19 protein-coding genes are annotated in these 16,993 nt (G+C 71.0%); 5 read left to right on the top strand and 14 right to left on the bottom strand.

What is annotated here, in order from left to right; all coding sequences use genetic code 11:
- Positions 1-10: 10 nt before the first annotated feature.
- Positions 11-1,324: an ATP-binding protein gene (locus ABGB12_RS10700; protein ID WP_347676511.1), complete on the bottom strand. Its 1,314-nt coding sequence runs from the start codon at positions 1,322-1,324 to the stop codon at positions 11-13.
- A 95-nt stretch (positions 1,325-1,419) separates the two neighbouring features.
- Here ABGB12_RS10700 and ABGB12_RS10705 point away from each other — a divergent pair, with 95 nt between their 5' ends.
- Complete coding sequence (locus ABGB12_RS10705) at positions 1,420-1,827, top strand: hypothetical protein (protein WP_347676513.1); 408 nt, start codon at positions 1,420-1,422, stop codon at positions 1,825-1,827.
- Between the two features lie 56 nt (positions 1,828-1,883).
- On the top strand, positions 1,884-2,366 hold the full coding sequence (locus tag ABGB12_RS10710; protein WP_347676515.1) for a nitroreductase/quinone reductase family protein: 483 nt from the start codon (positions 1,884-1,886) through the stop codon (positions 2,364-2,366).
- A gap of 15 nt (positions 2,367-2,381) precedes the next feature.
- Here ABGB12_RS10710 and ABGB12_RS10715 read toward each other — a convergent pair whose 3' ends face one another.
- On the bottom strand, positions 2,382-2,939 hold the full coding sequence (locus tag ABGB12_RS10715; protein WP_347676517.1) for a TetR/AcrR family transcriptional regulator: 558 nt from the start codon (positions 2,937-2,939) through the stop codon (positions 2,382-2,384).
- Positions 2,940-3,102: 163 nt separating this feature from the next.
- Between ABGB12_RS10715 and ABGB12_RS10720 the strand changes: the two genes are divergently transcribed.
- Positions 3,103-4,017 carry an oxygenase MpaB family protein gene (locus ABGB12_RS10720; protein ID WP_347676519.1) on the top strand — a complete coding sequence of 305 codons (915 nt, stop codon included), beginning with the start codon at positions 3,103-3,105 and terminating at the stop codon, positions 4,015-4,017.
- 38 nt (positions 4,018-4,055) lie between these two features.
- Complete coding sequence (locus ABGB12_RS10725) at positions 4,056-4,991, top strand: oxygenase MpaB family protein (protein WP_347676520.1); 936 nt, start codon at positions 4,056-4,058, stop codon at positions 4,989-4,991.
- Positions 4,992-5,094: 103 nt separating this feature from the next.
- Here the strand turns inward: ABGB12_RS10725 and ABGB12_RS10730 are convergent, their stop codons facing one another.
- The 12 genes from ABGB12_RS10730 to ABGB12_RS10785 all read right to left on the bottom strand — a co-directional run bounded on the left by ABGB12_RS10730 (position 5,095) and on the right by ABGB12_RS10785 (position 15,924).
- The gene (locus ABGB12_RS10730; protein ID WP_347676522.1) at positions 5,095-5,940 is read right to left on the bottom strand and encodes a CoA ester lyase; all 846 of its coding nucleotides are present in this window, start codon (positions 5,938-5,940) and stop codon (positions 5,095-5,097) included.
- Entirely contained in the window at positions 5,937-7,109 is a 1,173-nt protein-coding gene (locus ABGB12_RS10735) for an acyl-CoA dehydrogenase family protein (RefSeq protein WP_347676524.1), read from the bottom strand. Before ABGB12_RS10735 ends, ABGB12_RS10730 begins: the two co-directional genes overlap by 4 nt.
- 1 nt (position 7,110) lies before the next feature.
- Positions 7,111-7,512: a Zn-ribbon domain-containing OB-fold protein gene (locus ABGB12_RS10740; protein ID WP_347676526.1), complete on the bottom strand. Its 402-nt coding sequence runs from the start codon at positions 7,510-7,512 to the stop codon at positions 7,111-7,113.
- Positions 7,509-8,651 carry an acetyl-CoA acetyltransferase gene (locus ABGB12_RS10745; RefSeq protein WP_347676528.1) on the bottom strand — a complete coding sequence of 381 codons (1,143 nt, stop codon included), beginning with the start codon at positions 8,649-8,651 and terminating at the stop codon, positions 7,509-7,511. Before ABGB12_RS10745 ends, ABGB12_RS10740 begins: the two co-directional genes overlap by 4 nt.
- Positions 8,648-9,730 carry a RidA family protein gene (locus ABGB12_RS10750; RefSeq protein ID WP_347676530.1) on the bottom strand — a complete coding sequence of 361 codons (1,083 nt, stop codon included), beginning with the start codon at positions 9,728-9,730 and terminating at the stop codon, positions 8,648-8,650. The genes ABGB12_RS10745 and ABGB12_RS10750 overlap by 4 nt, the downstream gene beginning before the upstream one ends.
- Positions 9,720-11,111 carry an MmgE/PrpD family protein gene (locus ABGB12_RS10755; RefSeq protein WP_347676532.1) on the bottom strand — a complete coding sequence of 464 codons (1,392 nt, stop codon included), beginning with the start codon at positions 11,109-11,111 and terminating at the stop codon, positions 9,720-9,722. The genes ABGB12_RS10750 and ABGB12_RS10755 overlap by 11 nt, the downstream gene beginning before the upstream one ends.
- Positions 11,108-12,310, bottom strand: coding sequence for a CoA transferase (locus ABGB12_RS10760; protein ID WP_347676534.1), 1,203 nt, complete (start codon positions 12,308-12,310; stop codon positions 11,108-11,110). The genes ABGB12_RS10755 and ABGB12_RS10760 overlap by 4 nt, the downstream gene beginning before the upstream one ends.
- Positions 12,307-13,335, bottom strand: a complete 1,029-nt coding sequence (locus ABGB12_RS10765) for an LLM class flavin-dependent oxidoreductase (protein ID WP_347676536.1) — start codon at positions 13,333-13,335, stop codon at positions 12,307-12,309. The genes ABGB12_RS10760 and ABGB12_RS10765 overlap by 4 nt, the downstream gene beginning before the upstream one ends.
- A complete protein-coding gene (locus ABGB12_RS10770; RefSeq protein ID WP_347677701.1) occupies positions 13,332-13,859 on the bottom strand; it encodes a MaoC family dehydratase in 528 nt (175 codons plus the stop codon). Before ABGB12_RS10770 ends, ABGB12_RS10765 begins: the two co-directional genes overlap by 4 nt.
- 233 nt (positions 13,860-14,092) lie before the next feature.
- A complete protein-coding gene (locus ABGB12_RS10775) occupies positions 14,093-14,536 on the bottom strand; it encodes a MaoC/PaaZ C-terminal domain-containing protein (RefSeq protein ID WP_347676538.1) in 444 nt (147 codons plus the stop codon).
- Positions 14,533-15,033 (bottom strand): MaoC family dehydratase N-terminal domain-containing protein, encoded by a 501-nt coding sequence (locus ABGB12_RS10780; RefSeq protein ID WP_347676540.1) that lies wholly within the window; start codon positions 15,031-15,033, stop codon positions 14,533-14,535. The genes ABGB12_RS10775 and ABGB12_RS10780 overlap by 4 nt, the downstream gene beginning before the upstream one ends.
- Before the next feature lie 135 nt (positions 15,034-15,168).
- The gene (locus ABGB12_RS10785; protein WP_347676542.1) at positions 15,169-15,924 is read right to left on the bottom strand and encodes a FadR/GntR family transcriptional regulator; all 756 of its coding nucleotides are present in this window, start codon (positions 15,922-15,924) and stop codon (positions 15,169-15,171) included.
- A 280-nt stretch (positions 15,925-16,204) separates the two neighbouring features.
- Between ABGB12_RS10785 and ABGB12_RS10790 the strand changes: the two genes are divergently transcribed.
- On the top strand, positions 16,205-16,966 hold the full coding sequence (locus ABGB12_RS10790; RefSeq protein ID WP_347676544.1) for an SDR family oxidoreductase: 762 nt from the start codon (positions 16,205-16,207) through the stop codon (positions 16,964-16,966).
- Positions 16,967-16,993: the final 27 nt, after the last annotated feature.

Here is a 16,993-nt window from a genome sequence, read left to right on the forward strand (position 1 = left end):
GGCTGAACCGTCACAGCGGGTCCTGCTCGGCGAGGAGCTGCTCCATGCCGAGGAGGCCGGCGTCCAGGGCGAGCTGGGACAGCCAGCCCTGGATCTGGCGGCGGCGGTCGGCGGGATCGGCGAGGTCCAGGGCGGGATCGGCCAGGAGGTGGCCGCCCCGGGAGACGCCGGCGTCCGGGATCTGCTTCAGGCCGGTGGCGTCGAGGACCTCCAGGATCGGGCGTTCGGTCACCAGGTGAAGGACGCGGGGCTGGGGGACGGCGACGGGGTCGACCCGGGCCAGGTCCGAGATCGGGGCCACGACCTCCGGGTTCGTGAACGTCGTCGCCAGCGCCTCCATGAGTTCGGCCAGCATCGGCAGGGCGATCCGCCAGCGCGGGGCCGGCCCGTCCGCCCGGCCGGGAGCGGCCTGCCGTCCACCGGTCGCCTGGATCCAGCTGCTGAGCCGGACGGTCACGTCGAGCGTGAACTGGAGGTTCGTCCCCGCACTCCCGTAGGCGCCGGGTACCTCCAGGCTCGCTCTGGCCTCGATCGGCTTGGGATCTCCGGGCATCCAGCCGTCGGGATAGCCCTGCCACTCCAGGTTGACGGTGTGGGCGCGGTTGATGCCCCTGCGGTGGAACGGGGTGACGCTCGCCGTCTCCGCCCGCTGGAGGCACAGGTCCCTGAGCGCCTTGTCGAGCGGGGAGCCGTTCAGCGCGTCGGTCAGCGTGGACACGGTGCGTTCCGACAGAGGCTGCCATTTCGCCTCGTCGGCGACGGCGACGTTCAGCCCCGACCGGATGATGAAGTCGATATCGGAACCGTTCGCGCCGCGGGTGACGGCCGGGGCCATGACGTTCCACTGCCGGCTCTCCTCGGAGGCCGCCCGCTCGGTGAACAATCCCTTGAGCCGCTGCCAGTCGGCGGACTGGGTGGTGTTCTGGTACCGGATCGGCGCCCTCCCGTCGACGAGCAGCGGCCGGGGCGCCCGCCCGGGAACGACGCGCATGACCAGGACGTACAGCCCCGACCCGTCGTCCAGCGGCACCGGGAGGATCTCGGGGATCCACGGCGGCTCGAGCTTGGCGTGGCAGTGCTCGGCGATCGACTCGATCGTCTTCTCCTCCACCCCGCTCACCGCCCGTGCGTCGGTGACCCCCACCAGGACCAGCCCTCCGTAGGTGTTGGCCAGCGCCGCGACCGCTTTGGCGAGGGTCTGGCTGAAGCCCTCCTTGTACTCGACGGTCGGCGCCTCCGGCCCCACCTGGTCGACGAGCGCGCGGACCCGCTCGATCGTCACGTCCGAAGGGGAGCAGTACAGCAGCGATTGGGGCGATGTCACGCCTCATATCTTCCTCCGCGCGCCGCGGAGGTCCAGCCACGCCCATTTCGTCAAGGCAGCTTGACGTCAGGGCATCTTGACGTGAGACTGGGGTCATGGCTACTCCAGACGAACTCGAGAACCGGTTCACGCTGCTGACCGCCGTCGCCCGCTACGACGAACTGCGCACCCGAGACTCCCTGGCCTCGATGACCGAGGACGGCGACGCCTTCGGCGCGGCCCCCCTCTCCCGGGAGGAGGCCCTGGAACTCCTCGCCCTGGGCGAGGTGATCGCCCGCAAGGCGGGTTACGGGCGCCAGCTCACGGTGCGTTCCGCGCGCAGGGCGGGCGCCTCCTGGTCGCAGATCGGCGCCTCCCTCGGAACCAGCAAGCAGGCCGCCTGGGAAGCGCACAACAGATGGATCGACGACCAGGCCGACCAGCGGGGCGTCGGTCACCACGGCTGGGACGAGAACGAGGCCGCGTCCGCCCGCTCTCTCGCCGGCGACCCCGGAAAGGACTGAAGTCCTCATGGCGGAGTGAGGAGGCGAGGCAGTATGGAGGAGATCGGAGGTGGGGTATGGGAGGACACGACGGCCTGCTCTACCGCTTCAAGCGCTGGATGTATCCGGGAGACCGGCCCAATCCGCTCGCGCGTCTCCTGAACCGGATCTCCGCGCTCCAGTTCGCCGCGGGTTTCCTCGCACCCCGCAACTGGGTGACGCTCGAGGTGAGAGGTCGTCGTACCGGTCGTCTCATCTCCTTCCCGGTGGTGGTCGCGGACTACGGCGGCGAACGGTACCTGGTGGCGATGCTCGGCGACCGGGCGAACTGGGTGCACAACGTCAGGGCGGCCGAGGGCCACGCCGTCCTCCGTCACGGCCGCCGCGAGCCCGTCCGCCTGGAGGAGGTCGAACCCGCGGCCCGTCCTGCGATCATCCGCCGCTATCTGGCCCTCGCCCCCGGAGCCCGCCCCCACATCCCGGTGGACCGCCGAGCGCCTCTGGAGGACTTCGCCCGCATCGCCGACCGGTTCCCCGTCTTCCACGTCCTTCCGAGATGACGAGCCGACGGTGGGTCACTTGGCGATGTGGCGGATGACGAGGGCGGCGAGTTCTTCGACCATGCGGTCGTGGGGGATGGGCGGGCGGTCCAGGACGTAGCGGATCGACAGCTGGCCGACGGTCTCGGTGAGGATCCAGAGGGTGGTGTCGATGTCGAGGTCCGGGCGGAAGTGCTCGCGGTTGACGAGCAGGTAGATGCGGACGATGTCGGTCAGGCGGTGCTGCAGCGCGTTCAGTTTGTCGAAGGGGCCCAGGCGGGGAACCTGTTCGACGATGATGCGCAGGAGGTCGGCGTTCTCCTCCAGGAGCTTGATCTGGGCGGCCAGGAGGATGCGGCCGCCGTTCTGCCAGGGCTCGGACATGGCGGTCTCGATCTTCGCGCCGAGCCGTTCGGCGAGGTGGTCGGCGAAGCGGTCGAGGACCGCGACCACGATGGCGTCCTTGTTGGGGAAGTACTGGTAGAGCGAGCCGTTGCTGATCCCGGCGGTCGCGGCGATCCGGTTGGTGGACGCGCCGTCGTAGCCGCGTTCGGACAGAACGCGAGTAGCGGCGTCCAGGATGCGCTCGACCATGCGTTTGGAGCGCTCCTGCTGGGGGATCCGGCGGGGTGGATGACCAGGTGAAGGGGGCATGCGGCACCGCCTTGGATGTTTCCCGAACGCGACTTGTAAGCGACTACTTATTCGCGTTTAGCTTAAGGGAGGAATCCCGGCCCGTCACCGCAGGAGACGAACGTTGAGCCTGACCGAAGAGAGCGGTCTCCCCGAGACCACCACGAGGACGTCCGCCGTCGAGCCCGTCCCGTTCGGACCCGGCTCGTACCTGTGGGAACACATGGGCCTCTACACATCCGCGTTCGCCGGCAACTGCGCCTTCATCCTGCAGGCGATGCACCCGACGGTCTCCGTCGTCAGCGACCAGTACTCGGCGTTCCGCACCGACCCGGTGGGCCGCGCCGTCCGCAGCTTCGCCTCCGTGCAGACCTGGGTGTACGGAGGCGAGGCCGCGATCGAGGAGGGCAAGCGACTGCGGGAGATGCACAAGCCGCTCGTCTCCTTCGACGAGGAGGGCCGCCGCCACCACGCGCTGTCCGCCGACGCCTGGGCCTGGGTGCACGTCACCGGCCTCTACGGCACGCTGATGGCGGCCCGCTACTTCGCCCCCGCGCCGCCGACCCGCGCCGAGGAACAGCGGATCTTCGACGAGTTCATGAACCTCGGACGCATCCTGCGCGTCCCGGAACGGATGCTGCCCGAGACCCTCGAGGACTTCTGGACCTCCTTCGACAAGACCGTGGACGACACCCTGGAGGCCACCAAGGTGGCGCTCGAGGTGGTGGACATGATGGACAAGACCCCGGTCGCCGGCCCGGCGGCGCTGCGTCCGGCGCTCGCCCGGATCGGCATGGCGACCGGACGGGTCGGCAGGTTCGTCACCGCCGGGACGCTCCCGCCGGCCGCGAGGGAGAAGCTCGGCCTGACCTGGACCGCCGCCGACGAGCGCAGGCTGCGCGCCCTCGGCCAGGCCGTCGCGCGCACCTCGCCCCTCCTTCCGGAACGCGTGCGCTACATGCCGATCGCCTACCGGGCCCGCGTGGCCGCGCGGGCGCGGCAGAGCCTGGACCACGCCCTGGCCACCCGCCCTCTGTGAGATCAGCGGCCCTTCAGACACCCCGAGGAGAACGAACGATGACCCTGATCGAACACGGCGATCCCGAATCCGTCGTCCCGCCGACCTCCGCCGACCCGGTGAAGCCCGCGGCACGGCAGGAGCCCGAACCGTTCGGCCCCGGCTCCCTGATGTGGGACTCGTTCGGCATGTACACCTCGATGCTCGCCGGCAACAGCGCCTTCATCCTGCAGGTGATGCACCCGTCGATCGGCACCGTAGTCGACCAGCTCTCCAGCTTCCGCACCGACCCCGTCGGGCGCGCCGTCCGCAGCTTCACATCGGTGCAGACCTGGATCTACGGCGGCCGGACCGCGATCGAGGAGGGCAAGCGGCTGCGCGAGATGCACAAGCCGCTCAGCGCCGTGGACGAGAACGGCGTGCGCCACCACGCCCTGTCCGCCGAGCCGTGGGCGTGGGTGCACCTGACCGGCTTCTACGCCGCCTCCGCCGCGGCCCGCTACTTCTCCCTGGAGCCGTGGGAGGAGCACGAACAGCAGACCTTCGACGAGTTCATGCGGCTGGGGCGCATCCTCCAGGTCCCCGAGCGCATGCTCCCGCCCACCATCGCCGACTACTGGACCTACTTCAACGACATGGTGGAGAACACCCTCATCCCGCACAGGACGGCCTACCACGTCCTGGACGGCATGGAAGAGGTCCCCCCGACCGTCCCCGCCGCCCTGCACCCCGTCCTGAAGCCGCTCAGCCTGTCGGTCGGCCGCCTGGGCCGCCTCATCATCACCGGCACGCTCCCCCCGGTCGCGAGGGAGAAACTCGGCCTGACCTGGACCGCCGCCGACGAACGCAAACTGCGTGTCATCGGCCGGACCATCGCCCGCACCACCCCCTTCCTCCCCGAACGCGTCCGCTACATGCCCATCGCCTACAAGGCCAGGGTGGCCGCCCGAGCCCAGCAGAACCTGGAACACGCCCTGGAGACCCGCCCCCTGTGAGAGCCGCCTCCGGGTCGGAGGCCCGGAGGCCCTTCTCGTCAAGGCGGCGTGATGTCGGGCCGCCTTGACGAGAAGCCAAACCCCCGGACCGGGCCGCCGGTTGTCAGGAGAGGAGGCGGCGGGCGGAGCGGACCACCGCCTCGTCTATGAGCCGACCCGACGCGTCGAGGCAGACGCCGGTGCCGGAGGTGAGGGCCTCGTCGTAGCGGGCGACGATGTCGCGGGCCTTGGCGAGCTCCTCTTCCGACGGGGTGAAGACCTCGTGGACGACCGGGATCTGGGCCGGGTGGATGCACGCCCGGCCCCAGAAGCCCAGGCGGCGGAGGGCTTCGGTGGATTCGCGCAGGGCGTCCAGGTCGCGGAAGTCGGTGCTCACCGGGGCGATCGGCGGGCTGATCTTCGCGGCGGCGCTGGCCGCCACCACCTGGGAGCGGGCCCACAGGAGTTCGCGGCCGTCGGGGGAGGGGGTGACGCCCAGGTCGGCGGCCAGGTCCGCTTCGCCCAGCTGGAGGCGGGTGACGCGGGGGGAGCGGGCCAGTTCGCGGGCGCGGAAGAGGGCCTCGCCGGATTCCAGCAGCGGGATGAGCCGCAGCGGCTCCGGGATGGATCTCTCCTTCTCCAGCGACGTCAGCAGGGCGTCGAGCCCGGCCAGGTCGGCGGGGTCTTCGGCCTTGGCGACGCAGACGCCGGTCAGGCCGGGGGCGGCCACGGCGCGCAGGTCCTCGTGGCCCTGCGCGCCGGGGTTGATCCGCACCCACAGGCGGGGGCCCGCGATCTCGGGCGGGAGGCCGCCGAGCCAGGAGGAGACGGTGGCGCGGGCCGCCTCCTTGCCCGCCTGGGGCACGGCGTCCTCGAGGTCGACGATCAGCTCGTCCGCGCCCTTGGCGAGGGCCTTGGCGAGCTTGCCGGCCGCGTCGCCGGGGACGTAGAGGGCGGAGCGGGCACTCATCCGATGACGCCCTTGCCGCTGGTCAGCGCCTTGGCGATGACGGTGCGCATGATGTCGTTGGTGCCCTCGCCGATGCTCATCAGGGGCGCGTCGCGGAAGAGGCGTTCGACGACGAACTCCTTGGAGTAGCCGTAACCGCCGTGGACCTGCATGGACGTCAGGGCGCACTCCATGGCGGCCTCGGAGGCGAAGGTCTTGGCCATGCCCGCCTCCATGTCGACGCGGTGTCCGGCGTCGGCCTGGGAGGCGGCCCAGTACACGAGCAGGCGCGAGGCCTGGACCTTGATGGCCATCTCGGCGAGCTTGAGCTGGACGGCCTGGAAGTCGTGGATGGGCTTGCCGAACGCCTCGCGCTGGGCGGCGTAGCCGAGGGCCTCGTCGTAGGCGGCCTGGGCGATGCCGAGGGAGCGCGCGGCGACGTTGATGCGGCCGACCTCCAGCCCGCCGAGGACCTGCTGCATGCCGCGCCCCTCGACGCCGCCGAGGAGGTTCTCCTTCGGGACCCGCACATCGTCGAGGACGATCTCGCACGACTCGGTGCCCTTGTACCCGAGCTTCGGCAGGTCGCGGGAGACGGTGAAGCCGGGGGTGTCGGCGTCGATCAGCAGCACCGACATGCCCTTGTGCGCGGGCGTGGCCGTCGGGTCGGTCTTGACCAGGACGGGCAGCGGGTCGGCGTGGCGGGCGTTGGTGATCCACGTCTTGCTGCCGTTGACGATGTAGTAGTCGGAGTGCTCGCCCCCGAGCCGCGCGGTGGTGGAGATGCCCTGAAGGTCGGTGCCGGCGCCCGGCTCGGTGAGGCCGATCCCGGTGCGGCGCCGCCCGGCCGCCAGGTCGGGCAGCAGCCGGGCCTTCTGCTCCTCGGTGCCGTGCTTGTTGATCATCCAGCAGGCCAGGGAGTGGCTGCCGAGGATGCCGGCGATGCCCATCCAGCCCTTGGAGATCTCCTCGAAGACGAGAGCGAACGACACCATGTCGACGCCGAGGCCCCCGTACTCCTCGGGGACGGTCAGCCCGAACAGGCCCATCTCCTTCATCCCGTCGACGATCTCGGTGGGGTAGCGGCCGGAGGCCTCCCACTCCTGCGCGACGGGGCGGATCTCCTTGTTGACGAAGTCCCGCAGCGTGTCGCGGAACAGCTTCTGTTCTTCGGTGAGGGAGAAGTCCATGTCAGTCCTGGTTCGAAGGGGCGAACACCGGCAGGTGGCGGCCGTCGGGCAGCGGGCGCCACGCGACCCGGACGGGCGTGTCGCACCGCCAGGAGCCGGGGTCGGCGTCCACGAGGTTGGTCAGCAGCAGGGGGCCTTCGGCGAGGCGGACGCGGGCCACCACGTAGGGGGTCTCCAGCCCGGGGCGGGGGGCGCGGTGCACGAGGGTGAAGGAGTCGACGGTGCCGAGGCCCGAGACGTCCGTGAAGTCCAGGTCGGTGCCGCCGCAGCCGGTGCACAGCGCGCGCGGGTAGTGCTGGAGGCGCCCGCACTCCCGGCATTCCTGGACGATCAGCCGCCGTTCGCGGGTGGCCTCCCACCAGGGGGCGGTCACCTCGTCGACGGGGATCTCCGGTTCGCTCATCGGTCGACCCCCAGGAGGACTGTCGCGTGGGTGGAGAAGATGCCGCCCGTGCCGTGGGCCAGGGCGGTCTCGGCGCCGGGCACCTGCCGTTCGCCGCATTCGCCGCGCAACTGGCGGACGGCCTCGACGAGCAGCAGCAGCCCGAACATGCCCGGGTGGTTGTAGGACAGCCCGCCGCCGGAGGTGTTCAACGGCAGGTCTCCGCCGGGACGGGTCCGTCCACTGGACACCAGGTCGCCCGCTTCACCGGGCTTGCAGAAGCCGAGCCCCTCGAGGGTGAGTAGCACCGTGATGGTGAAGGAGTCGTACAGCTGCAGAACGTCCACGTCGGACGGCCTGAGCCCCGCCATCCGGAAAGCCGCCTCACCGGAGGCGAACGAGCCGGGACGCAGCAGGTCGTCGACGCCCGTCATCGAGGCGTTGGTCGTCGACTCCCCGTAACCCAGCACCGTGACGGGAGTGTTCGGCAGGTCCCGGGCCCGCTCCAGCGACGTCAGCACGATCGCGCCGCCGCCGTCCGTGACGAGGCAGCAGTCCGCCACCGTCAGGGGAGAGGAGATCGGTTTGGCGGCCAGCACCTCCTCGACGGTCAGCGGCCCGGCCTCGTAACGGAACGCCTTCGGGTTGAGCAGCGCCCACTCCCGGGCGGCCACCGCCACCTCGGCCAGCCATTCCCGTCCGCCGCCGTAGGAGTGGAGGTACCGCTGCGCGGCCATGGCGTAGTACGACAGCGGGAACAGCGGCGCGTACGGGTCCTCGAACTGCGCCTGCGGGATGTGAGACTCCTGCAGCCCGCCAAGGGAACGGGACTTCGCCGACCGCTGGTCGGAGCCGTAGGAGATGACGACCGTCGAGCACTGCCCGGCCTCGATGGCCTGCGCGGCGCGCGCCACGTACATCTCGAACGCCGACCCTCCGGCGAACGTGGAGTCCGTCCAGGACGGTTCCAACCCCAGGTACTCCGCCAGTTGCGTGGCCGAGAAGCGGGACACCCCGGCGGTGGCCAGCCCGTCGACGTCGGACAACGACAGCCCGGCGTCGGCCAGCGCCCGGGTGATGCCCTGCGCCTGCAGGGTGAGGATGGACTTGCCGGTCACCCCGAGATCGGATTCGGCGGCGCCGACGATCGCGACGGTCATGACGGGAACACCGCCGTCGGGACGACTTCGATGAGGAACTCCGGACGCAGCAGCGCCGAGCACACCACGGACGTCAGCGCCGGGGTGTCTCCGAAGTACTTGCGGCGGATCTCCGTCACCTCGTCGTACCGGGAGACGGCGTCGGGCGTGATGTACTCCACCAGCCGCGTGACGCAGCCGTACGGCAGCGTCTCACCCAGCCCGGCCTCACGCAGCACCGCCGCGATCGAGGCGTAGGTGTACTCCGCCTGCGCCAGGAGGTCGTCATCGAAGATGGCCTTCTGGGTGGCGGGCTCCAGCGAGCCGAACCCCGACATGAACATGGTGCGGTCGGTGGCCAGGCCCGGCTTGTACGTCAGTGTCTCGTACCGCTTCCAGCCCGGGTTGACCGCGCGGAACGGCACCGTGGAGGCGATCGCGTCCAGCGAGACCATCGCTCCCGGCACGACGGCCTGGTCGATGACGATCCCCGCCGCGCCCGGGTGCACCGGGCGTCCGTCCGGGCCCGTGCCGCCGAGCAGTTCCTTGCGGGGACGCCCGCAACGCGGATACTGCGAGCGGGTCGCGCGGGCGGTGTAGTCGGTGGTCTGCACCAGCGCGTCCAGCCCCACACCGGCGGCTTTCAGCAGCTCGCCGGCCTTCTCCAGGCAGTAGCGGTACTGCTCGCGGAAGTCGTCGGCGAACACGATCGACGTGCCGTCGTGCGGGTGGATGCTCGGCAGGTAGACGATGTCGTCGGCCACCCGGATCGTGCCCCGGTGGAAACCGGAGTCCGGGTGGGCCTGCACCAGCCGCCCGCCGCCGGGGAAGGCCGTCAGCTCGACCGACAGCTCCGCGTCCTCCTGCGGCAGCCCTTCGACGCCGACGGTCGCGACCGGCGCCCGGTGCCCGTCCAGCGCCTTGCCCCGGGCGTTCTCGACCCGCTCATAGGAGTCCAGCGCCGCCTTGGCGGCGTACTCCACCACGTGCACCACGTCGGACGGGCCGAGCCCGGCCCCGGCCAGCGCGTCGAGGGCCCCGGCGTAGGCGTCCTCGACGGTGCCGGCCACGGCCGACAGGCGTGTCGTTTCAGAGCTCATCGTGGTCAGACCCCTTGAACGTGGAGATCCCGCCTCTGGCGGAAAGGGACAGGGCGCCGAGGAGAGCCGCCGTCGAAGGCGCGTCGGCCAGGCCGAGGGCGGCCGCGACGATCTCTTCGCCGCCGGGGCCGAGGTTGCCCAGGGCCTTGGCGGAGACCAGCCGGTCGAGGTCAGGGTCGTCCGGTCCGCCGCCGCTGCGCGGTACCTCGGCGGAGACCGTCGTGCCCGAGGCCGTCCGGACGCGGATCCGGCCGGGCTGGTCGGCGGCGACCCCGCCGAAGTCCACGACCTCGGTCCGGACCCGCGCGGCGAGGGCCAGCACCTCGGGCCGGTCGATCCGGTCGTAGGTCGCGACGGTGACCTGCCCGTCGAGCAGCATCGCCGCGACGCTCCACGGCAGGCTGAACTTGGCGTCGTAGGCCGAACGAGGCGTCTCCTTGCCGGGCGCGCACACGATCGACGCGGCGTCCGGGTGGGCCTCGACGACCACTTCGTCGATGCCGCGGACGTCCTCGACGGCGCCCAGCTCGGCGCGCGCCTTGTGGGCGGCGTCGAGCTGGGCGTGCATCAACTGGCAGGCCGGATACGGCTTGACGGTGATGCGGGTGGCCTCCCAGCGTTCGCCGAGGGAGTCGAGGATCGCCGGACGGTCGGCGTCGCGGCGTGCCAGCGCCCGGTAGAGGCCGTATTCGCCTTCGAAGACGGTCGAGGGGCCGGTGGCTCCCGCAGCGGCGAGCGCGGCGGCGGTGAGGCCGTCCGAGGCGGCGAAACCGGGGTGGAGCTGTTTGGTGGAGCTGCCGGTGTTGAGGAACTCCAGCAGCCCGGACGCGCGGCTGCCCGCGATGCCCAGGGCGTTGACGGTCTCGTCCACCGTCAGGCCGCGCAGCCGGGCGGCGGTGAGCGCGGCGGCGAAGACCCCGCAGGCGGCCGTGGCGTGCAGCCCGACGGCGTGGAAGCCGTGCGGCGCGGCGGCCCCGAGCCGGCAGATCGTCTCGAGTCCGATCGCGAGCGCGGTGAGCGCCTCGGCGCCCGAGACCTCCCCGCCTTCGGCCAGCACCACCGGCACGACGGGCGCGGAGGCGTGCACGAGCCCGCCCGCGTGGGTGTCGTCGAAGTCCAGCGCGTGGATCAGCACCCCGTTGGCGAGCGCCGCAGCCGAACGGGAGACCCGCCCTGGATGCCCGATGACGAGCGCGTCGCCCGGCCCCATCGCCGAGGCGGTGCGGACCGCGGCGTCGGCGGCGCCCGCCCTGGCCCCCGCGACCGCGTTGCCGAGCGCGTCGAGCAGATGCCGGGCCGCCGCCCGCCGGACCTCCGGGGGAACCCGTTCGGCCCGGACGCCCAGCGCCCAGGCGGCCAGTTCTTCCGCGATGGTCGTCATGCCCCGGCTCCGAAGGCCCCTTCGCCGGTCAGCGCGGCGATGTGCTCGGGGGAGTAGCCGAGGACCTCGCGCAGGATCTCGCCGGAGTGCTCGCCGCGCTGGGGGGCGCGCCGGTACTCGGGCTGGCCGGAGCCGACACGGACGGGAGAGGCCAGGTTCTTGAGCGTGCCGTAGCGCGGGTGCTCGGTCTCGACGATCAGGTCGCGGGCAAAGGCGTGCTCGTCCCGCAGCGCCTGGGCGACGTCGTTGATCGGGCCGCACGGGATGGCCGCGGCGGTCATCGGCTCGAGCCATTCCTCGACCGTGCGGGTCGCGATGATCCGCTCCAGCTCCGGCAGCAGCGTGCCGGCGTTCCTCTGGCGGTCGGCGAAGGTGGCGTAGCGGGGGTCGGCGCCCAGGTCGGGGCGCTCGAGCACCTCGACGAGCCGCTGCCAGAACTTCTCCTTGGCGCAGCCGACGACGATCCAGCCGTCCCTGGCCTCGAACGCCTGGAACGGCACCAGCGAGGGGTGGGCGGAGTGGCGGGTGCGGACCGGGGTGAAACCGGCGTTCATGTGCCAGGTGCCCGGGTAGGTGAGCATCGAGAGCGCGGTGTCGTAGAGGGAGACGTCGCAGTCCATGCCGACCCCGTCGCGGCGGGCCGCGTGCAGGCCGGTGAGCAGCGCCAGCACCGCGACGTAGCCGCCGCAGTAGTCGACCAGGGACAGTCCCGACTTGGTGGGCGGTCCGTCGGGCTCGCCGGTGAGGTCCATCCAGCCGGTCAGGCCCTGCAGGATGTAGTCGTAGGCGGGCTGGCCGGCGCGGGGGCCGGTCATGCCGAAGCCGCTGAGCGAGCAGCAGACGATCTTCGGGTTGACATGCTTGAGGTCGTCGTAGGTGATCCTCAGCTTGGCCGGGACGTCGCCGCGCAGGTTGGAGTAGACGGCGTCCGCGTTGCGCACCAGGTCCTCGAAGACCGCGCGCCCGGACGGCGTGGACATGTCCAGCGAGATCGACTTCTTGTTGCGGTTGAAGGTCTCGTAGAACAGCGAGTCCTCGTCCTCGGCGTACGGCGGAACATAACGCCCGACGTCCCCGCCGGTCCGCGGATCCTCGATCTTGATGATCTCGGCGCCCTGGTCGGCCAGGTGCAGCGAGCCGAACGGGCCCGCGCCGTACTGCTCCAGCGAGATGATCCGGACGTCCTCCAGCGGCTTCAAGACAGCTCCTTGATCAGTTCGATGACGCGGGCCTGCGCGGCTCTGATCTCGGCGGGCTCGAGGTCGTGGGTGGGCGGCGTCAGCTTGATGGAGTCGGCGGCGCCCGCGTAGGCCCAGACGCGTTCGGCGACCTGGTCGAGCGCCCCGGTGAGGGTGAGGGCCTCGGTCATGCGGTCGGAGACGGCGCCGGCCAGCCGGTCGGCCCCGCTCCCGGAGCGGAAGGCCTCGATGACCTTCTCCTGGTCCTCGGCGAGGTCGTGGAAGGCGAAGAAATCGGCGTAGGTGCGGACGGACGCGTAGAAGCCGGCGGTCCCGGCGGCGCGGCGGCGGGCGGTGGCCGGGTCGGGGTCGACCGAGCAGCAGGCCGAGACGACGACGTCCAGCTCGGAGCGGTCGCGCCCGCTCGCGGCCAGGCCCTCCAGCAGCGGCGGCAGCGAGCGTTCGGCGAGCCAGGCGGGGGAGCACAGCTCGTGCGAGATCCAGCCCTGGCCGATCTGTCCGGCCAGCTTCGTCATGGCCGGGCCCATGCCCGCGACGTAGACCGGGATCTCTCTGCGGACCTGCGGGAACGGCCTCTGGTAGCCGCGGACGCGCATCGGCTCGTGTTCGCCCTCCAGCGTCATCGGCGTCCCGTCGGCGGCGTGCGCGACGAAGTGCCGCACCGCCGCGACGGTCTCGCGCAGGTGCGCCACGGGCCTGCCCCAGCGGGCGTTGTGCCAGTCCTCGTTGAGCCGCTTGACGCCGGTGCCCAGGCCGAGGACGAACCGCCCGCCGGCGAGTTCGTCGAGGTCCAGGGCCTCCAGCGCGGTGACCATCGGGCTGCGGGTGAAAGCGAGCGCGATGGCGGTGCCGACCCGGGCGCTGGAGGTGCCCTGGGCCAGCGCGGCGGCGGTGACCGTGGCGCTGCGGTGCAGTTCGGGCACCCATAGGGTGGTGGCGCCCGCCTCCTCGGCGGCCCGGCCCGCCGCCACGAGCTCCTCCAGGGTCTCGCCCCAGGGACCGAAGGTGATCTTCAGTCCGGTCACGCCCGTTCCTCGGGCAGCTCCAGCTTCCCGGTCCTGGCCACGGGGAAGTAGTTCTTGTCGTGGGTGGCGCCGCGCTTGTAGATCATGACCGAGCGGATCCAGGAGACGACCTCCTCGCCGTCCTGGTTGAGGCCGCGGGTCTTCATGGTGATGATCCCCGCGTAGGGCCGCGACTTGGACTCGCGGGTCTCCAGCACGATCGACTCGCCGTAGAGGGTGTCGCCGACGAAGACGGGGTGGGTCAGCTTGATGTCGGTCCAGCCGAGGTTGAGCAGCGCGTTCTGGCTCATGTCGACGACCGAGAGGCCGAGGACCAGGGCGACGGTGAAGCCGGAGTTGACGATCACCTTGCCGTAGGGGGCGCGCGAGGCGAAGTCGGCGTTGAAGTGGTTCTGGTTGGTGTTCAGGGTGAGCAGCGTGAACCAGGTGTTGTCGGCCTCGGTGATCGTCCGTCCGAAGGGGTGCTGGTAGACGTCGCCGACGGCGTAGTCCTCGAAGTAACGCCCGATTCCGGCCTCGTGCACAGTCAACGTTCGATCCTCTTGCGGTGGCTGACAAAAAGGTCTGACTTTTTACTGGCCTTCACTTTAAAGGTCTGATGTATGACGGTCAAGGAGTGCTCCGCCGCAGGTCGCGGCCGCCCCTGCGAACCCTGGAGTTTCATCATGCGAAACGCTGTTCCGGATTCTAGCGGGGGCTCGGTCCGAGGTCGAGAAGCGCCCGCCGGACGCCCGCGCGGAGGCGTCCGGCGGCGGCGTCAGCGGGCGCCGGGACCGTCCGCGGTGCCCAGGAGCACCTTCGCGCGGGCCGGGGCCGCGGCCACACGCGCGGCCTCGCCGTCAGGGCCGACGACCACCACGCGCTGCTCCAGCACCAGGTAGTCCTCGCCCACTTCGGTGACGACGCCCTCGCAGCGCACCGTCTCCTCGGCGAAGACCAGCGCCTTGAAGGTGAAGTCGAGCCGGTGCACGAAGCACTGCGGGCCCAGCCAGTCCTGGATCTGCTCGACCAGCAGCGCCCCGAACACCTGGCCGTCGACGACGGGGCCGGGCACCTTGGCGGCCTTGACGAACTCGGGGTCGTAGTGCAGCCGGTACCAGTCCCAGGTCGCGCCCGCGTAGGCGACCATGTCCGCCAGCCCGATCTTCCGCTCCAGCGGCGGGACGACCTCGCCCGCCTCGTGGTCCGCCCGCGTCGTCACTTTCCGGCCTCCAGTGCCACGAAGATGATCGTCTCCTCGTTCTCGGCGAGGAGGCCGCCGTTCTGGTCGGTGTACGTCGCCCGCGAGGCGATGATCAGCATCTCCGACCCGGACCGGGTGGTCTTGCCGGTGACGTCCGTGATCTCCCAGGTGGCGGTGACGACGTCGTCCGGCCGGAGCCGGCGGTGGAAGGTGTAGGAGTTGCCGCCGCGCACCTTGCGGGTGCCGGGGATCTCGATGCCCCACTCGTGGCCGGCGTAGCCGTCGGGCGGGATCGGCAGGTCGGCGTACTGGTTGGTCTCGCAGATCAGCGTCGGCGGAGCGGTGACACCGGGCAGGCCCTGGGCGCGGGCGTACTCGGGGTCGGAGTACAGAGGGTTGTGGTCGCCGATCGCGATGCCGAAGTAGCGGCCCGCCGCCGCGCCGAACTCCTCGGGCGCGGTGTAGACCTTCTTCCGGCCGACGAGCGCACGGATCTCATCGGTGAGCAATGTCATGGAGGCATCCTCTGGGCAGTCTAAAGTCAGACGTATTGAGTCTAGGGTATGCCCGGGGACGGGAGAAGAAGAGGCCGCCGAGGGGAGTCGTCCCCGCGGCGGCCGTCGTCACAAGAAGGGCGTCCATCTGCCCGTTCAGTCCTCGCTGTAGGCGCCCCGGATGTTGTTCAGGTGCCTGCGCATCGCCTCGCTGGCGCCCTCGGCGTCCCCGGCTGCGATCAGCTCGATGATCTGCTCGTGCTCCTCGTCGACCATGGTCCAGAACTCCGGCTGGGCGGCGGGCCGCAGGAAGCGGGTGCTCAGCACGTGGAACACCGGTTCGGTCATCATCGTCAGCAGCCCGTTGCCGGTCGCCTGCATGATGACGTCGTGGAAGTGCTGGTGCTCCCGGAACTTCATGCTGCGCCCGCGAGTGCGCTTCTCCCTCTCCATGGCGTCGCGCAGAGCGTCCAGGTGGTGCTGCTCGCGGCGCCGCGCGGCCAGCGCGGTGGCCGGCACCTCCAGCAGCTCGCGCGCCTCCAGGATGGCCGAGAGCGGCAGCGCCGCGGACCCCGACATCAGCCCGATGCCCACCTCGAGGTAGTCGCTGATCTGGTCGGGGTCGACCTGGGAGACGAAGGTGCCGCCGGTGGTGCCGCGCGAGGTGCGGACCAGTCCCTGCGACGCCAGGACGCGCAGCGCCTCGCGGACGGTGCTGCGGCTGACGCCGAAGTTCCCCCCGATCTCGCTCTCCGGGGGCAGCCGGTCGCCCGGCGCCAGCGACCCGTCGAGGATCAGCTCCCGCAGCTGGTCGGCGACCTGCTGGTAGGCCGGCCGCAGCCGGGTGACCGGAAGGGAGGCGGGTGCCGTGGACTCCGGGAGACCGGCGCTGTTGCGACGAGCACTGGGCACTCTGTCCCGCCCCCTTGATCAGCAAAATGTCAGACAGTGAGATCGCGCTACCGTGCGGCCATCGCGGCCACGGGCCCATCTTCCCATGAAGCCGCCTATCCCGTGCGTCGATCGTCGGTCCAGGAGGTGTCATGGCGGCCACCCGGGGAAGCGACGGGAGACGGGGCAGCCGGGGAGGATACATCAGATCTTGACGGAAAGAACGCTCGAGAGTCTTCCCGCGCCCGCTCGATAGACTGCTGATCTCTGTATCGGACCTCGTACACCGCGGGAGTTGCTCATGGACCTGTTCCGGCTGGACGGCAAGACCGCGCTGGTCACCGGAGGGACCCGGGGGATCGGGTTGATGATCGCCCGGGGCCTGCTGGAGGCCGGAGCCGCCAAGGTGATCATCAGCTCCCGCAAGGCCGACGCGGTGGACCAGGCCGTGGCCGAGCTGTCCAAGGCGGGCCCGGGCGAGGTCGTCGGGGTGCCCGCCGACCTGTCCACCGAGGCGGAGTGCCTGCGGCTGGCCGAGACCGTCGACGGGCCGCTGCACATCCTGGTGAACAACGCCGGCGCCACCTGGGGCGCGCCGCTGGAGGAGTTCCCCTCCTCGGCCTGGGACAAGGTGCTCGACCTCAACCTGAAGTCGCCCTTCTACCTGACCAAGGCGCTGCTGCCGCGTCTGCGCGAGGCCGCCACCCCCGACGACCCGGCGCGGATCATCAACATCGGTTCGGTCGACGGCATCATGACGCCGGGCCAGCGCTACTCCTACACCTCCAGCAAGGCGGCTGTCCACCAGCTCACCCGGGTGCTGGCCAAGGAACTCGGCCCGCAGGCCATCACGGTCAACGCGATCGCGCCCGGCCCGTTCGAGTCCAAGATGATGGCCGCGACGCTCGACGCGTTCGGCGACGCCGTCGCCGCGGCGGTGCCGCTCAAGCGCATCGGCCGCCCGGACGACATGGCGGGCACCGCGGTGTTCCTCTCCAGCCGCGCCGGCGCGTATGTGAACGGTGCCGTCATTCCCGTGGACGGCGGCCTGGCCGTTGTCTAAGGTCTGATGGGCTCCGGGTCCGCATCG

Origin of the sequence: Actinocorallia sp. B10E7 (genome assembly GCF_039871655.1) — a bacterium.
In the GTDB taxonomy this organism is placed as follows: Bacteria; Actinomycetota; Actinomycetes; order Streptosporangiales; family Streptosporangiaceae; genus Actinocorallia.

Bases quoted from the DNA above. Each gene is read 5' to 3' on its own strand.
- ABGB12_RS10780 (WP_347676540.1), bottom strand. From the start codon at position 15,033: ATGACATTGCTCACCGATGAGATCCGTGCGCTCGTCGGCCGGAAGAAG.
- ABGB12_RS10735 (WP_347676524.1), bottom strand. From the start codon at position 7,109: ATGGACTTCTCCCTCACCGAAGAACAGAAGCTGTTCCGCGACACGCTG.
- ABGB12_RS10750 (WP_347676530.1), bottom strand. From the start codon at position 9,730: ATGAGCTCTGAAACGACACGCCTGTCGGCCGTGGCCGGCACCGTCGAG.
- ABGB12_RS10790 (WP_347676544.1), top strand. From the start codon at position 16,205: ATGGACCTGTTCCGGCTGGACGGCAAGACCGCGCTGGTCACCGGAGGG.
- ABGB12_RS10745 (WP_347676528.1), bottom strand. From the start codon at position 8,651: ATGACCGTCGCGATCGTCGGCGCCGCCGAATCCGATCTCGGGGTGACC.
- ABGB12_RS10710 (WP_347676515.1), top strand. From the start codon at position 1,884: ATGGGAGGACACGACGGCCTGCTCTACCGCTTCAAGCGCTGGATGTAT.
- ABGB12_RS10715 (WP_347676517.1), bottom strand. From the start codon at position 2,939: ATGGTCGAGCGCATCCTGGACGCCGCTACTCGCGTTCTGTCCGAACGC.
- ABGB12_RS10730 (WP_347676522.1), bottom strand. From the start codon at position 5,940: ATGAGTGCCCGCTCCGCCCTCTACGTCCCCGGCGACGCGGCCGGCAAG.
- ABGB12_RS10740 (WP_347676526.1), bottom strand. From the start codon at position 7,512: ATGAGCGAACCGGAGATCCCCGTCGACGAGGTGACCGCCCCCTGGTGG.
- ABGB12_RS10705 (WP_347676513.1), top strand. From the start codon at position 1,420: ATGGCTACTCCAGACGAACTCGAGAACCGGTTCACGCTGCTGACCGCC.
- ABGB12_RS10755 (WP_347676532.1), bottom strand. From the start codon at position 11,111: ATGACGACCATCGCGGAAGAACTGGCCGCCTGGGCGCTGGGCGTCCGG.
- ABGB12_RS10725 (WP_347676520.1), top strand. From the start codon at position 4,056: ATGACCCTGATCGAACACGGCGATCCCGAATCCGTCGTCCCGCCGACC.